15 protein-coding genes are annotated in these 15,782 nt (G+C 62.7%); 1 reads left to right on the top strand and 14 read right to left on the bottom strand.

Annotated features, from left to right (window positions below; translation table 11 throughout):
- Positions 1 to 2: 2 nt before the first annotated feature.
- The 3 genes from BMF35_RS09760 to BMF35_RS09750 form a co-directional block, all read right to left on the bottom strand.
- Positions 3 to 410, bottom strand: coding sequence for an SH3 domain-containing protein (locus BMF35_RS09760; RefSeq protein WP_064971392.1), 408 nt, complete (start codon positions 408 to 410; stop codon positions 3 to 5).
- Positions 407 to 781, bottom strand: coding sequence for an acyl-CoA thioesterase (locus BMF35_RS09755; RefSeq protein ID WP_047005775.1), 375 nt, complete (start codon positions 779 to 781; stop codon positions 407 to 409). The genes BMF35_RS09760 and BMF35_RS09755 overlap by 4 nt, the downstream gene beginning before the upstream one ends.
- A 166-nt stretch (positions 782 to 947) precedes the next feature.
- A complete protein-coding gene (locus BMF35_RS09750; RefSeq protein WP_047005774.1) occupies positions 948 to 2,261 on the bottom strand; it encodes a pyruvate dehydrogenase complex dihydrolipoamide acetyltransferase in 1,314 nt (437 codons plus the stop codon).
- Between the two features lie 127 nt (positions 2,262 to 2,388).
- On the opposite strand from BMF35_RS09750, the gene BMF35_RS09745 reads away from it, so the two are divergent.
- Positions 2,389 to 2,841 carry a universal stress protein gene (locus tag BMF35_RS09745; protein WP_047005773.1) on the top strand — a complete coding sequence of 151 codons (453 nt, stop codon included), beginning with the start codon at positions 2,389 to 2,391 and terminating at the stop codon, positions 2,839 to 2,841.
- A gap of 145 nt (positions 2,842 to 2,986) precedes the next feature.
- Here the strand turns inward: BMF35_RS09745 and BMF35_RS09740 are convergent, their stop codons facing one another.
- From BMF35_RS09740 to BMF35_RS09690, 11 genes are all read right to left on the bottom strand, one after another.
- The gene (locus BMF35_RS09740) at positions 2,987 to 3,502 is read right to left on the bottom strand and encodes a peroxiredoxin-like family protein (RefSeq protein ID WP_047005772.1); all 516 of its coding nucleotides are present in this window, start codon (positions 3,500 to 3,502) and stop codon (positions 2,987 to 2,989) included.
- 46 nt (positions 3,503 to 3,548) lie between these two features.
- Positions 3,549 to 5,834, bottom strand: coding sequence for a ribonuclease R (gene rnr / locus BMF35_RS09735; protein ID WP_047005771.1), 2,286 nt, complete (start codon positions 5,832 to 5,834; stop codon positions 3,549 to 3,551).
- A gap of 18 nt (positions 5,835 to 5,852) precedes the next feature.
- The gene (locus tag BMF35_RS09730; protein WP_047005770.1) at positions 5,853 to 7,253 is read right to left on the bottom strand and encodes a M28 family peptidase; all 1,401 of its coding nucleotides are present in this window, start codon (positions 7,251 to 7,253) and stop codon (positions 5,853 to 5,855) included.
- Positions 7,254 to 7,384: 131 nt separating this feature from the next.
- The gene (gene proS, locus BMF35_RS09725) at positions 7,385 to 8,926 is read right to left on the bottom strand and encodes a proline--tRNA ligase (RefSeq protein WP_047005769.1); all 1,542 of its coding nucleotides are present in this window, start codon (positions 8,924 to 8,926) and stop codon (positions 7,385 to 7,387) included.
- 95 nt (positions 8,927 to 9,021) lie between these two features.
- Positions 9,022 to 9,585 carry a polyhydroxyalkanoate synthesis repressor PhaR gene (gene phaR / locus BMF35_RS09720; RefSeq protein WP_047005768.1) on the bottom strand — a complete coding sequence of 188 codons (564 nt, stop codon included), beginning with the start codon at positions 9,583 to 9,585 and terminating at the stop codon, positions 9,022 to 9,024.
- 67 nt (positions 9,586 to 9,652) lie between these two features.
- The gene (alr, locus tag BMF35_RS09715; protein WP_047005767.1) at positions 9,653 to 10,711 is read right to left on the bottom strand and encodes an alanine racemase; all 1,059 of its coding nucleotides are present in this window, start codon (positions 10,709 to 10,711) and stop codon (positions 9,653 to 9,655) included.
- A gap of 83 nt (positions 10,712 to 10,794) precedes the next feature.
- Positions 10,795 to 12,453, bottom strand: a complete 1,659-nt coding sequence (locus tag BMF35_RS09710) for an MFS transporter (protein WP_047005766.1) — start codon at positions 12,451 to 12,453, stop codon at positions 10,795 to 10,797.
- 30 nt (positions 12,454 to 12,483) lie between these two features.
- Entirely contained in the window at positions 12,484 to 12,915 is a 432-nt protein-coding gene (locus BMF35_RS09705) for an iron-sulfur cluster assembly scaffold protein (protein WP_047005765.1), read from the bottom strand.
- Positions 12,915 to 13,427 carry a CvpA family protein gene (locus tag BMF35_RS09700; RefSeq protein ID WP_047005764.1) on the bottom strand — a complete coding sequence of 171 codons (513 nt, stop codon included), beginning with the start codon at positions 13,425 to 13,427 and terminating at the stop codon, positions 12,915 to 12,917. Before BMF35_RS09700 ends, BMF35_RS09705 begins: the two co-directional genes overlap by 1 nt.
- A gap of 12 nt (positions 13,428 to 13,439) precedes the next feature.
- Positions 13,440 to 14,807, bottom strand: a complete 1,368-nt coding sequence (gene radA, locus BMF35_RS09695; RefSeq protein WP_047005763.1) for a DNA repair protein RadA — start codon at positions 14,805 to 14,807, stop codon at positions 13,440 to 13,442.
- Between the two features lie 65 nt (positions 14,808 to 14,872).
- Complete coding sequence (locus BMF35_RS09690; protein WP_047005762.1) at positions 14,873 to 15,733, bottom strand: MBL fold metallo-hydrolase; 861 nt, start codon at positions 15,731 to 15,733, stop codon at positions 14,873 to 14,875.
- Positions 15,734 to 15,782: the final 49 nt, after the last annotated feature.

Genomic DNA, 15,782 nt, shown 5'->3' with positions numbered 1-15,782 from the left:
GTCTATCCTATAAGCAAAGTAACATAGTCGCCGTGGACCCAGCCATGGCGACAGGGCCCGTGATATTCGCGCGGCTCAGGCAGGTTGATGTTTGTGCCACAATCCCAGTCGTCCTGCCCTTCTCCGCGATAGACGACGCCGACCCAGTCGCCATCGACATCGCAGAATAGCAGCCCCTGCCCGGTATGGATCCGGTCCATGATGCTGGAGCGGGTCGTGGGCGCGGCGCGCACGGCGAGGAAATTATCGCCATCGGGATCGAGCGGATCGACTTCGCCATAGCCGCCGCAAGCATCCAGGTTCGGGCCGTCTAAGCCGATCATCACAGGCTGTGCATCGGCCGGATCATGCGCGGCGACGCCGGGGGCTACGAGCATGCCGACAGAGAGGGCGATCAGAATGGTCCTCACCCTGCAGCCTCCACGGTGCGCGGACGACCGTCATCGTCGATGGCGACGAAGGTGAACTTGGCGGATGTTACAAGCTCTTCCTGTTCGGAATGCCGCTCACGGCGCCAAGCCTCTGTGGCGATCACCATGCTGGTATTTCCGACGCGGGTGATCCCGGCATAAACGGAAACCTCATCACCCACCTTGACCGGCTTGTGGAACTCCACCCCGTCCATCGCAATGGTGACTGCCCTGCCCTTCGCCCGGCGCGCCGCCACGAGGCCCGCACCCGAATCCATCAGGCTCATCAGCCAACCGCCGAAGATGTCGCCGTATGCGTTGGCATCGGCAGGCATCGCGGTCACGCGCATGGCGGGGTTGCGGTCAGCCATGAAAAGTTGACAAAGTTGACATCGTGACGATCACCGAATTTCGCTCAATATCCTTGCTTTTCAAACTGTTGCGCCGATACTTCGAAGTTGATACGTCGCAGAAAACTTTCGGACGGATCGAACGCTCTCAAGGCCTGTTTGTAGGCAAAGTGCGCCGTGTAGGAAACTATGCCACCAGCCCCAGCGGTGCCTCGATCATTTCCTTGAAGGCCTTCATCAATTGCGCGCCGTCTGCGCCGTCGATGGCGCGGTGGTCGAAGCTGCCGGTGGCAGACATCACGCTGGCGATCTGCAGGCTGTCATCGACCACATAGGGGCGCTTGTCGCCCGCGCCGATGGCCATGATCATGCCCTGTGGCGGATTGATCACCGCTTCGAACTGCTTGATGCCGAACATGCCCATGTTAGATAGGCTGGCCGTGCCGCCCTGGTATTCTTCGGGAGCCAGCTTGCCGTCTTTCGCGCGGGTGGCGAGATCCTTCATCTCGGTGCTGATCTTGCTGACCGACTTCGCGCCTGCATCGGTGACGATCGGCGTGATGAGGCCATTGGGGATGCTGACCGCGACCGACACATCGGCACGGGTGAATTTCAGCATGGTGTCGCCGGCGAATTGCACGTTGCAGGCGGGCACGGCTTCCAGCGATTTGCCCAGCGCCTTGATCATCAAATCGTTGACCGACAGCTTCACGCCCTGCGGCTCCAGCGCGGCATTCAGCTCGCTGCGCAGCTTGAGCAATGCGTCGAGGCGGATATCGACCGTGAGGTAGATATGCGGCACTTGCTGCTTCGATTCCGTGAGACGGCGCGCGATGGTTTTTCGCATCGAGCTGAGCTTCTCGACTTCGTGCGGAATTCCGAAATCGGCCGCTTCGGGCTTGGCGACCGGCAGCGCGTCGGTCGGCGTTGCGGGCGCAGCGGCTTCCTTGTCGGCCTTTGCTGTGCCGGGCTGGGCATTCTCCACATCTGCCTTCACAATGCGGCCATTCGGGCCGGAGCCCTTCACGCCGGTAAGATCGATGCCCTTCTGCTCGGCAATGCGCCGCGCGAGGGGGGATGCGATGATGCGGTCGCCCGAGGGGGCTGCCGCGGGAGTGGGCGCTGGAGTTGGCGAAGGACTGGGAGCGGGCGTTGCGGCCTCTTTAGGGGCTGGCGCATCTTCGACAGGAGCAGGTGTCGCAGCCGCAGCCGGAGCTGCTGCACCATCACCCATCGGCTGCACATCGCCCGCGTCCTCGCCTTCCTCGGCAAGGGTCGCGATGACGGTGCCGACGGCCACGCCTTCGGTGCCTTCATCGACCTGGATGTGTGCGATCACGCCTTCGTCCACAGCCTCGAATTCCATCGTCGCCTTGTCGGTCTCGATCTCGGCCATGATGTCGCCGGCGGATACCTGATCGCCCACTTTCACGAGCCACTTGGCGAGCGTGCCCTCCTCCATCGTCGGCGAAAGGGCGGGCATCTTGATGGCAATCGGCATTGAAGCGCGGGCTCCCTGAAAGCTGCTATTCGTGTTGGCCGTTCATTGGCCAATTTGCGCGGGAGGGGCAAGCGATCTTGCGAAAATCCCGGTTTCGCGTGATACCGCCTGGAGCGGGAGAGTTTGCATGCGCGTCTATCTGGCGATTATCGACGAGACGGAAGAAGCGAAGGTCGCCCTGCGCTTTGCCGCGCGGCGTGCTGCAAAAACGGGCGGCGTCGTCCACTTGCTGGCACTGGTGCCGCGTCAGGCATTCAACGCCTTTGGCGGCGTGCAGGCAACCATCGAGGAGGAAGCGCGCGACCGCGCAGAAGTGCTGGCAAACTCCGCAGCGGGCGAGCTGATGTATGAAAGCGGCAAAATGCCGCAGATCGCCGTGCGAGTCGGTGACGGCAAGGGCGTTATCAACGAGTATCTTTCCGAACATCCCGAAGTCGCGGCACTGGTGCTGAGCGCCGCGCCCGAAGGCGCTCCCGGCCCGTTGGTGGCCCATTTTTCGGCCAATGCAGGCAGCCTGCAATGCCCGCTTTTCATCGTACCGGGTGGGCTTAGCGTCGAAGAGATTGATAGGTTGAGTTGATCCTCCCCAATATGGGGAGGGGGACCGTCCGCAGGATGGTGGAGGGGCACGGTCTCAGCTAATTTCGACAGCAACGGAGCAAGCGTTCGACGGCGCCCCTCCACCCCGCTTCGCGCGGTCCCCCTCCCCGCAGCGGGGAGGATTACTATGTCAGCGTTCCGCGCGTCGGGTAATCGTTCTTCACCGTGTAATCCACGCCCTCCAGCAGCTGGTCGAGCGACGGGCGCGAGAAGGGCATGTTCTGCACGACGGCCATGTGCAGTGAGCGGTCCGGGCGCAGCAGGAACAGGCCCGGCTCGCTGAACACGTCCGGCTCCTCGCTGCCTTCGCGCTTTTGCGAAATATACAGGCCCCATTCGCGCGCGGCGTCTTCGGTCAGGCTGTGGGCCAGAGGCAGGTCGTGCGTGTCCCATTCCTCGTCCACCACCATCGCGCGTTCCTCGTTATCCATGGAGATGGCGAACACGTTGATGCCGCGCTGTACGAACTCGTCGAGACGGCTGCCCAGTTCTTCCAGCTGCTTCTGGCAGATCGGGCAATGCTTGCCGCGATAGAATACCAGCATGGTGAACGCTTCAGGCTCCTGCTTGGAGAGGTGGAAGCGGGCATCGATGGTCAGAGGTAGGTCGATATCGGGCGTCTGTTCGCCGGGTTTCAGCATGGGGATCTCCTTTGCTGCACCAATGGCCGAGGCGCCCTGCCCGTTCCTACTTTTTGCGGCGACCCTGGTGGCGGATATTGCCCGGGCGACCGCGCTTGCCGACGCTGTGCTTGCCCTGCCTGTCACGGCGGGACCTCTTCTCCGGCCGCCGACCGCGCGGCTCGACGCTTTTTCCGCCGCCTGCGCTATCGGGCAGCTCGAATTTCAGCGCGCCGGTGAGCGGATTGGCCTCGCCCAGGCGAAGCTCCAACCTGTCGCCGACAGTGTAGGTCTGCCCGCTATCCTCGCCGATCAGCGCATGCGCACCCTCGTTGTAACGGAAATATTCGCGGCCCAGCGTGGAGATCGGCACGAGGCCGTCCCCGCCCAGCCCTACGATGGTGGCGAAGAAGCCGAACTTCTGCACGCCGGTGATGCGGCAGGGGAAGACTTCTCCGACGCGTGCGGAAAGCCATGCAGCGACATAGCGGTCGATCGTGTCGCGCTCCGCCTCCATGGCGCGGCGTTCCGTGATGCTGATCGCATCGGTAATCTTGCCAAGATCGCTGCGATCCTGATCCGAAAGGCCGGAGCTGGCGGGCACGCTTTTGATGTTCGGCTTGGGTTGCTCCAGCCCGAAACCATCGACCAGCGCGCGGTGGACAAGCAGGTCCGAATAGCGCCGGATGGGCGACGTGAAGTGCGCGTAGCTGCCCAGCGACAGGCCGAAATGCCCGGCATTGGCGGGCCCATAATAGGCCTGCGTTTGGCTGCGCAGCACGGCCTCCATCACCAGTGCCTTTTCGCCCGCATCGGTGACATCCTTCATCATGCGGTTGAAAAGGCCCGGGGTGATGACCTGCCCCAATGCCAACTTCTTTCCGATGCTGTCGAAATATTCGCGCAGCGCGATCAGCTTCTCGCGGGTCGGCGGCTCGTGAACTCGGTAGACGACGGGCTGGGTCTTGCTTTCCAGCGCCTTGGCCGCCGCGACATTGGCCGCGATCATGAAATCTTCGACAACGCGGTGCGCATCGAGCCGCTCGCGCACGGCGATCTCGGCAATTTTGCCTTCATCGTCGAGCACGACGCGTCGCTCCGGCAGGTCGAGATCAAGCGGGTCGCGGTCGGCGCGGGCCTTGGCGAGCAGCTTCCAGGCATCCCAGAGGTGCTGCAGGTTGTCGCCCGCCGTGCCGTCATCCACGCGGGCCTGTGCCTGTTCATATGGAATGACTTCGGCAATGCGGACCAGCGCGCGGGTAAAGCGCCATCCGGTAATCTGCCCATGCTTGTCGATGGAAAGATGGCACGCCATCGCCGCGCGGTCTTCATCCGCACGCAGCGAGCAGACATCGGCGGACAACACTTCGGGCAGCATCGGCACGACCCGGTCGGGGAAATAGACCGAATTGCCGCGCCGCCGCGCCTCGCGGTCGAGCTTGCTGCCGGGGCGCACGTAGAAGGATACATCGGCAATCGCGACGAGCGCGTTGAAGCCGCCCTTCCCGTCCGGTTCGGCCCAGATCGCGTCGTCATGGTCGCGCGCATCGGCCGGGTCGATGGCGACGATGGGAAGATGACGCAGGTCTTCGCGCTTCTCTTCGCTCAAGGAGAGTTTTGCCGCCGCTTCGGCCTCTTGCAAAACCTCGTCGGAGAAGTGGTTCGGGATGCCGTATTTGTGGATCGCAATCAGGCTGTAGCTCTTGGGCGCCAGCGGGTCGCCGAGCACTTCCGTCACTTTCACGCTCGCATTCCGCCCGCGGCCGGCCGGTTCCGCCAGCACCAGCTGGCCCGCTTCCGCCTGCCCGCGATCGCTGATCTTGGCAGAGGTGCGGATCTTCTTGTCGACCGGGGCCAGCCAGGCCTGCCCGCTTTTGTCGATCTCGACCACGCCCAGCATCGCGCCTTCTTCGGAAGGCAGCTTCTTCATCGGATGGGCGAGAAAGCCCTTGCCGCGCTCTTCGGTGCGGGCAAGAATACGGTCGCCAACGCGCAGCGCGGCCTGCTTTTTCTTTTCGATCACCCGCAGTCGCGGCGGCGGTGTGGCATCGTCGGGCTGCCAGCTCTCCGGAATGGCGATTGGTTCGCCCTCGTCGATCTCGACCACCCGCAGCACGGTGACCTTGGGGACGCCGCCCATGCGGTGAAAAGCGGTCTTCTTGCCGTCGATCAGACCTTCCTCGGCCATGTCTTTCAGCCGCGCTTTCAGCGCGATCTTTTCCTGCCCTTTCAGGCGGAAATGTTTGGAAATCTCGCGCTTGCCCGTGGGGCCATCGGCGTTTTTGATAAATTCAAGGATTTGGTCTTTGCTCGGAAGTCCCTCGAACTTCCGTGTGTTCTGTTTTCTTTGCATGGGCCGTTATATGGGGCCTCAATCTGCGTTGTCGACGTCCAACGGATAGAATGCCCCGCCGGGGACGGCGCTTGAGAACGGGCTGCACGAATTCGGCGTAGAACCGCAGGCCTGAATGCCGAAGATCCAGTCATCGCCGCGCAGGGGCGACACAAAGCTGTGCTCGCGCTCGGTCATCGGAGTGATCGGGCGGGTACCGGAAGAGGTTTCGTAGTTCACGATTGCCACATCCTGCGTCCATTCCGGCTCATTCGTTCGGCGCGCCATCACGACATATGTCGACGCGCCCTCTACACCGTTCCAGGTCAGAACCGTATCCGTGCGCACGATGCCATTCGCGTCAAGGCTCGGCGGCATCGGCGCCCGCGCCAGCCGATCCAGCGCGCGCAGGTTCAATTGGCTGGCGCGGGTGAGATAGGTCCAATCGAGTTCGTCCACCGTGTCGCCATATGTGATGCCGTCCTCGACGCGCAGGTCTTGGTGCTGGTGTTCGTAATCTTCCACCGCCACGGTCACGCGCACGGCGGGATAGCCGCGGTCGAGGAAGGGTATCTGGTCCCCGCCCCGCCCCATGCGATCCGTCCGCCAGATCTGGCGGACCTGCATCCCGTTAGGATAATCTTCGGCCACATCATTTAGCCAGCGCGAGAGATTGCGGCCCGGACTGTCATTCTCGCCGCCGAAGCGCCGCTGGCGGGCACGCAGTTCCTCTGTGGAATCGGCACGCAGGCCTTCCGAGAAGACGCGCACATGCTCGGCATCGCAGAAGCCGTCCGACCCGCAGGAATTGCCGATCATGTCATTGTTGAGCACGGCTTTCACCGTCATGCCCTGCTCGCCCACCCAGTCGGCCAGGATGCCCGCGCCATACAGGCCTTGCTCCTCGCCTGTCACCAGGGCGTAGATGATCGTAGAAGGATAGTCCCGCTGCGAGAGAATACGCGCGGCTTCCAGCACCATGACGCTGCCCGAACCATCATCATTGGCACCGGGCGCATCGTCCGTTCCGTTGAGCGGATCGGTGACGCGGCTGTCGTAATGTGCCTGCACGATGATAACCTCGTCGGGACGCTCCGTGCCGCGCTGGATGGCGACCGCATTGCGCACGAGCGTGTCCTGCGGGATGCGGCGGCCATCGGCCTCGACTATGCGGCCCACCGGCAGCACTTCCAGGCAATCGTCGCACGCATCACCGATGCGGCCAAACTCAGCCAGCGCCCAATTCACCGCCGCGCCTATGCCTCGCTCCGGATCGGTTTGCGATGACAGGGTGTGCCGTGTGCCGAAGCCGACAATCGTATCCATATCGGCGCGAAGCCGTTCCTCGGAGACTTCTAGCCCCGGATCGCCGTGATGATCATGTGCGGCGGCGGGAAAGGCGACGGTCGCTGCGGCGACGGCGATGAGGATGTTGCGCATGGCGCGGAGACTTGCGCAATTAGAATGGCTTGGCAAGTGGCCGCTCAACGAGTTCCAGCTAAGGCTGGGACCTCCCGCGACTTTGCGCGACGCTAAATGAGGCTCCTGCCTTCGCAGGAGCTCAGCGCGTCTTAGTAAGCCCGCGCCACATACACCCGCTCGACTGCCGGCTCGCCTGTGAAGATACAGGTGCCATCGGCAGGCGGCGTGTTCATCGGCACATTGCGAAGCGTCAGCTTATGCGCCTTCAACTGCTCCACGACCTTTTCCAGCCCTGCGCCGGTCGGCTTGGACCACTGCACCTCGACCCAGCCCGGATATTTCGACGCCCCGAAGAAGTCTGCCACACCATCCATCGTGTCGATATCGCGCACGATATTGGCATCGCGCCGCTCGCGCGCTCCGGTCAGCAGGGCGTTTTGCATGTCGGCGAGGATGGACGGTACGGTTTGCCCGGCGATCTCGCGCGTTGGCGTCTGGAAGGCGGGCTTGCCGTTATCCGTGTTCCACAAGGCATCGCGCCGAAGCAGGCTGACGACGCCGTTCTCCATGTCGCGCGCTCCGACTTCGATGATGATGGGCGCACCCTTTCGCACCCAGTCCCAGCGCTTGGCCGCAGCCTTGCCGGGCCGCTTATCCAGAAGAACGCGTAGCGGTTCGTCCAGCGTGTGCTGGGTGGCAAGCGCGGCGCGCAGCCCCTCGCAATAGTCGAGCAGCGCCTGATCCTCAGGCTTGTCGCGAAGCATGGGCAGGATCACGACCTGATGCGGCGCGATGGCAGGCGGTACGCGCAAGCCATCATCGTCGCCGTGCGTCATGATGACGCCGCCCACCATTCGGGTGGAAACGCCCCAGCTGGTCGTATGCGCCAGCGCCTGACCGCCTTCCTTGTCCTGATAGCGGATATTGGCGGCCTCGGCGAAATTGGTGCCGAGATAGTGGCTGGTGCCGGCTTGCAGCGCCTTGCCATCCTGCATCATCGCCTCGATCGACCATGTCTCCACCGCACCGGGGAAACGCTCGTTTTCCGGCTTCTCGCCTGCGATCACGGGCAGCGACAAGTCTTCCTCGGCAAAGGCGCGATACATTTCCAGCGCGCGCATGGTTTCGGCCTTGGCTTCGGCCTCGTCGGCATGGGCGGTATGCCCTTCCTGCCAAAGGAACTCGCTCGTGCGCAGGAACATGCGGGTGCGCATTTCCCAGCGTACGACATTGGCCCACTGGTTGAGCATCAGCGGCAGGTCGCGCCAGCTCTGCACCCAACGGCTCATCGCATCGCCGATGATCGTTTCCGAGGTCGGACGCACAACCAGAGGTTCTTCCAGCTTTGCATCCGGATCGGGCTTCAACCCGCCGCGCCCATCCGCAATCAGGCGGTGATGGGTGACGACGGCCATTTCCTTGGCGAAGCCCTCGACATGCGAGGCCTCGCGCTCGAAATTGGCGAGCGGAATGAAGAGCGGGAAATAGGCATTCTGCACGCCAGCGGCCTTGATCCGGTCATCCAGCAGGCGCTGCATGCGCTCCCAGATGCCATAGCCCCACGGCTTGATGACCATGCAGCCGCGCACGCCGGATTCCTCGGCCATGTCGGCAGCGGAAATGACTTCCTGATACCAGGCCGCGAAATCGTCTTCGCGCTTGGTGGTAAGGGCGTGGCGAATGGCGGACATGCTGGACTTTCTATCGCTGTTTGACGGCCAAGCCTCTTCCACGATGCGGCGGCGGCATCAAGTCGAGACTGCGCTGATTGGGAACGGAAGGGCGGCTACTTGCCGAGGCGGTCGAGCTTGCGCTGCATCTCTTCCATCTGGGCGCGCAGGGTGTCGATGTCGCCAGACGGCTTGTCTTCCGTGGCTGCCGGAGCCGGAGCGGGCGGCACGGCACCCGGCATGAATGCGCCGGCTGCCGCCTTCAACATCGCCATGTTGTTCTCCGCCATCTTGGCGAAGGCATCGGCACCCATATTTGTCTGGAAAGTTTCCTGCATCGACGCCTGGTTGGCCTGAAAATTCGCCATCGCCGCTTCGAGATAAGGCGGCATCATGGCCTGCATGGAATTGCCATACATGGCGATCAGCTGGCGCAGGAAGCTGACGGGCAGCATCTGCTCGCCATTCGCTTCCTCTTCCATTATGATCTGAGTCAGGATGGCATGGGTAATATCCGCGCCGCTCTTGGCGTCCAGCACCTGGAAGTCGACGCCGGTGCGCACCATCCGCGCCAGGTCGTCGAGCGTGATATAGCTGGAGGACTGCGTGTTGTAGAGCCGCCGGTTGGCGTACTTCTTGATGATGATCGCAGAACCATCCTGACTGTTTTTGCTGGGCAATTTTCGAGCTTTCGTATGCGTGGCGACCGTGCACAAGCGCTTAGCACGTGCAGCATAGTATTGGCAATTAACCAGTCTTGATACTGCGCTCGAAGCGATTGCCCAGCACGGTCAGCAATTCATATTGCGACAGGCCCGACGCCTTCGAGACCTGCGGTAAATCGCAGGAAAAGCTCAGGAAATCGCCTTCGCGCACATCGCTGTCGCTGCTATCGACTATCACCATGTCCATGGAAACGCGCCCGAGTATCGGCAAAACCGTGCCGTTATGGTGCAACGCACCCGATGCTCCGCAGCTTCGCAGGAAGCCATCCGCGTAGCCCTGCGAGACGGTCGCAACGCGGGTCGGCTCGCTCGCTGTCCAGCGCGCATTGTAGCCCACGCGGTCGCCAGCTTGCAGGTCGCGCATTTGCAAGACTGCCGCCTCGATATACGCCACGGTGGTAATCCGGCCATCGAATTCCGGGCGCGGCACACCGCCATAGAGTGCGAGGCCGGGGCGCGTCAGATCGAAATGATATTCCCGCCCCAAGGCGATGCCCGCGCTATTGGCGAGGCTAAGCTGGCGAGCCTCGACGCTGCCGACGACATCGCGAAAGGCGGCCAGCTGGCTCTCATTCTGCTCGCTGTCTTCATCGGCGGACGCGAGGTGCGACATTAGCGTATCGACCTGCAATTGCTGCACGGCGGGATCGCCGACCAGCGATGGCTCCAGCCCCAACCTGTTCATGCCGCTATCGATCATCAGGTGGCAGTTGCCTCCGCCAGCCTCAGCCCAGATACGCGCCTGATGCACCGAATTAATGACGGGGATGGCCCCGGTCGCCTTGGCGTATGCCGCCTCCGCCAAATTTGCGACGCCATGCAGGACAGCAATTTGGCCGGCCGGCACGAACCGCGCGACATCGGCAACCTCGCTCCAATGCGCGACGAAGAACGTGCGAGCCCCCGCGTCGAGCAAGGCCGGCATGACATTGTCTACGCCCAAGCCATAACCGTCCGCCTTCACCGCGGCGCCGGTTTGCGCACTGCCGGACATCCGGTCGAGCACGCGCCAGTTCTGCGCCAGAGCGGCAGCGTCGATACGCAGGCGCAAGCTGGCCGGAGGCGGAGTGGTATCAGTCATTCGCGATCGGCATCATCCTGCCAAAGACGCAGCGCAGGCGTGAAACGTTCCGGCAAAACGCGCGGCGACCGCCTGATGTCGCTTCATGTTTGGTGCTGATCCTCGAAGTCCTTGGGCGGACCGTCGGGCAGGCCCCACCACGCGACGACGATGCCGAAAGCGACCACCACCCAGGTGTACCACAGCCCGGCATAGATATCGCCGGTACGCGCCACGATAAAACCGGCGATCAGCGGCAGGAAGCCGCCAAGGTAGCCTGCGCCGATATGGTAGGGGATGGACATGGAGGAATAGCGGATCTGCGGGGGGAACATCTCGGTCAGCAAGGCGGCCACCGACCCGTATGTCAGACCCGACAGGAACGATGCGAGCAGCACGACGCCGAAGATTCCCAACAGGTTCGGCCACGGTGGCGATTGCGGTGAGAAATCGAAGCCCCGCTGGGTGAGAGCGGCCTGGATACCGTCGCGCCGGGCGCTACCGCTTTCCATCCAGCTTTGCTCGATAGCGACAGGCTGGCCCCCGACCGTCAGCGACAGGTCGTCGGCGGCGACACGCTCGTAGGCGACACCGCTTACTGTCAGCGTTTCGAGCACCTTGCCGCAATCAGTCTGCTCGCGGTCGAACAGCTCAGCGAAAGGATCGGTGGTGCAGGCCGGGCCGGATACGACCACCGGGTTTGCCTCTGCCGCTTCTTGCAGGCCGGGATTGGCGAGCTTGCCCATCGTCCAGAACATCGGGAAAATAAGGAAGAGCGTCAGCACGGCACCGATCATGATCGGCTTTTTGCGGCCGACCTTGTCCGACCATTTGCCTACCAGCACGTAGAACACCATCGAGATGAGCGCCGCGCACAACATCAGGATTTCGACGATGGAGCTTTCCACCCGCATGTCTCGCTGAAGGAAGGAAAGGCTGGAGAAGAAGGCCGAATACCAGATGGTCGTCAGGATGCCCGTGACCCCGAACAGCGCGATGAAGATGCGCTTCTTGTTGCCGGGATAAGTGAAGCTCTCAACAAACGGATTGCCGGCCATCTGCCCTGCTGCCTTCATCGCGCGGAAGACCGGGCTCTCATTAAGCTTGAGCCGCATCCAGAGCGAGATACCGAGCAGCACGATGGAAAGAAGGAACGGCACACGCCAGCCCCACTCCTCGAAGGCTGCCTCAGGAATCAGCGCGCGGCAGAGCAGCACGACCACGATGCTCATCACGAAGCCGCCCACCACGCTCGCCTGGATGAAGCTGGTATAGAAACCGCGCTTTTCCGATGGCGCATGCTCGGCAACGTATATGGCCGCGCCGCCATATTCGCCGCCCAGCGCCAGGCCCTGAAGGATGCGCAGAAAGATGACGATGGCAGGTGCCCATAGTCCGATCGTTTTCGCATTAGGTACCAGCCCGACACCGGCGGTCGCGATCCCCATCAGCGTGACTGTGACGAGGAATGTGTATTTGCGCCCCAGCTTGTCGCCCAGATACCCGAACAGGATTGCGCCCAGCGGCCTGAAGCCGAAGCCGATAGCGAAGCCCGCCCACACCAGCAGGATTTGCAAGGTCTCGTTATCGCCGGGGAAGAAGGCGCGGCCGATCAGCGCAAACAGCGTGCCGTAAATAAAGAAATCGTACCATTCGAAAATCGTGCCGGCAGAGCTGGCACCGATGACGAGGCGGATTTCTTTCTGGCTTGGTTCGTGAACAGCCTTGTCGGCCGATACCTGTCCTGCGGCTGGTGTCGCCATGTGCTCCCCCGAAAATTGTTGCGAGCGGGGTTAGCGCGCTTCGCCGGTGCTGGAAAGAGCGTCCAGCGCGGCCTTCCACGGCAGCAGCATGGCGCCGTGGCGCGCGGGAAAAGCGTGGGCAGGAGCGATCAGATCGAGGCCGGGCCAATCGGGCATGGCGTTCTCGTCGTCCAGCCACGCTTCCAGTGCGTCATGCGCTTTCTGCACATCGGATTGCGAGCGGCCTTCCGCGTCGCGCGCGAAGATCGCAGCAGCAGCCTGGCCGACGGCACAGGCACGCACTTTCATCCCGACACGCTCGATCGTGCGGTCATCATCCAGCACGATATCCATATCAAGCGTGGAGCCGCATGTGCTGGCGCGCGCACAGCCGCGCAGGCAGGCATTGTCAATGGGCGGATAGTCGGCCAGGCCGACGGCAGCCGAAAGCATTTGCGGCGTATAAAGCCGCTCTGCGCCCATCACTCGGCGTCGCTTTGCAGCCGCTCGCGCCGTTCGGCCACGATCTGCACCATCGCTCGCGATCCGGCATCGACGAACTGGTAAGTACGCGCATCGGCAATCCACGCCGGGCGGCCCTGCGCGCCCCAGATCGTATCGTAACCAAGCACCAGCACGGAGAAGGCGATCACGACGATGATGACGCCCTTCACCGCGCCGAAGCCGAAGCCCAATACGCGATCGATCGGCCCGAGAACCGAATTGCGTGTGCCCTTGCCCAGCATGTTCGCCAGCAGCTTGATAATTGCATACGGAATCAGCAGCAGCAGCGCGAAAGCGAGGATGGAAGCGGTAACCGGAGAGCTGACGAAATCCATCACACCCGCGGTCAGGTCGGTATGCATATACCGGATGGCCGCAATCGCCGCGATCCATGCGAGCAGGGAAAGAGCCTCTTGCACGAAACCGCGCATGAAACCTGCGATTGCGCCGACCCCTACGATCAGCAGCACCATGATATCGAAACCCGTCATCCGGCGCGGAAACTATGCCGATGCCATGACCCGGTCAACGAGAGAGGCAACGCTTCCCACATCGGAATATCGCAGGCCGGGCACGTTCTGTCCCCCATCTTGCGGGCCGCATGCGGTCGTGAAACCCAGCTTGGCTGCTTCCTTCTGCCGCACATTGGCGTGCGCCACGGGCCTGACCTCGCCCGAGAGAGCCAGTTCGCCGAACCATACAGCACTTGCCGGCAGCGGTTTGTCGGCGAGCGCACTGATGAGTGCGGCGGCGACAGCGAGGTCTGCCGCAGGATCGGATAGCCGATAGCCGCCCGCCACGTTGAGGTACACCTCCGCAGTCGAAAAGCTCAGCCCGCACCGCGATTCCAGTACGGCCAGCAACATGGCGAGCCTGCTGCTATCCCAACCCACCACGGCGCGGCGCGGCGTCGCACCCGATTGCAGCCGCACGATCAGCGCCTGTATTTCGACCAATACAGGCCGTGTGCCTTCGAGAGCGGGAAAAACGGATGCACCCGCGATTGGTTCTTCGCGGCCCGACAGGAAGAGCGAGGACGGATTGCCGACTTCGTCTAGTCCGTGGCCCTCCATCGAGAACACCCCGATCTCGTCTACCGCCCCGAAGCGGTTTTTCAGGCAGCGCAGGATGCGGTACTGGTGGCTACGCTCCCCCTCGAAGCTCATCACCGTGTCGACCATGTGCTCCAGCACGCGCGGGCCGGCGATATTGCCATCTTTGGTGACGTGGCCGACCAGCACCAGCGCGGTGCCGCGCTCCTTGGCGAAGCGGATCAGCTCGAACGCCGACGCGCGCACCTGGCTTACCGTGCCTGGCGCGCCTTCGATCATGTCGGAATGCATCGTCTGAATCGAATCGACGACCAGCAGTTCGGGCGGATCGTCGCTGCCCAGCGTGGTAAGAATATCGCGCACGGATGTCGCCGCAGCCAGTTTCAGCGGCGCCTTGGACAATCCGAGGCGCGAGGCGCGCAAGCGGATCTGCCCGGTCGCCTCCTCTCCGCTGACATAGATCGCTGATCCGCCGCGCTGCGCGATGCTGGCAGCGGCTTGCAACAATAGCGTGGATTTGCCGATGCCCGGCTCCCCGCCCATCAATATGGCGGCCCCCGGAACGAGACCGCCGCCGAGCGCGCGATCGAACTCGCCTATCCCGGTGGAGCGGCGCGCGAGCGGCTTGGTCGGCGCATCCAGCGTCTCGAACGCGATTGCTCGCCCACCACTCGCCAAATTGTGTTTGGCGGCAAACTTGGTGTCGGGCGCATCCTCGACCAGCGTGTTCCATTCCTGGCAGTCGCCGCACTGGCCCTGCCAACGACTGGAGACGCTGCCGCATTCGCTACAGATGAAGCGCTTTTTGGGTTTGGCCATGCTCGTTCGCTAACCGGAACAAAGGCGGAACGCAAGTCCCCGTCGGCACGCCGCCGCAAAATCGCCTAGAGGCTGGCAATAATAGCGTCGATGAAGGCTTCGTCGGAAATGAACCCATCGGTATTACGCAGCGGCCCGACCGGGTTCGCTTCCACGATCGCGTCGCGGTCCATCCCCTCCGCAAGCATGGCTTCCACCGCTGCGACGGATTCGCTGATCATCACGCGGTAATTGACCAGATCGGAGCGCGTCGCAACCGGCCCGTGCCCCGGAATGACCACTGTCTCGTCATCCATCATGCCGATCGCAGTCCCCAGCGAAGCGAGCAAATGGCGCACATTGCCGCCTGCCTCGACATCAACGAAGGGGAAGCCGAACTCGTGGAAGAACAGGTCACCCATATGGATGACGTTGTCTTCCCGCCACACGACGATGGAATCGCCATCGGTGTGCCCGTCGAGATAAATGATATCGACCGTGTCGCCATTCGCATGGATGGTCATGCCGGTATCGTAAGTAATGACGGGCAATCCGGCAGGCGCGGCGGCGGGCGTGCGCCCGGTGCCGGTGATCAGGCGTTCGCGCACATTGTCATGCGCCATGATCAGCGCGCCGGCATGGCCAAAATTCTCATTCCCGCCGATATGATCACCATGATAGTGCGTATTGATCAGGAAGCGCACTGGCGTTGCGCCCAGATCGGAGACGGCCTGCTGGATGCGCCCGGTAAGCGGGGCATACTGGTCGTCGATCAGGATCGTGCCGTCCTCGCCATGGCTCACACCGATATTGCCGCCGCGTCCGAATAGCACCGCGATGCCGGGCGCGACCTCTTCTGCCGTGATTTCCACGTCTGCCATATCCTGCGCAGCCAGAGACATTGCGGTGGAAGCGAGCAAAGCGAAGCAGGCAATCGGCAGTTTCATGAACAAGTCCCCTCGGAGTTGATCGCACGCTATCGGCGGGGACGGTGCG

This window comes from Aurantiacibacter gangjinensis, assembly GCF_001886695.1.
GTDB lineage: Bacteria > Pseudomonadota > Alphaproteobacteria > Sphingomonadales > Sphingomonadaceae > Alteraurantiacibacter > Alteraurantiacibacter gangjinensis.
This window is presented reverse-complemented; position numbering and strand designations above follow the sequence as displayed.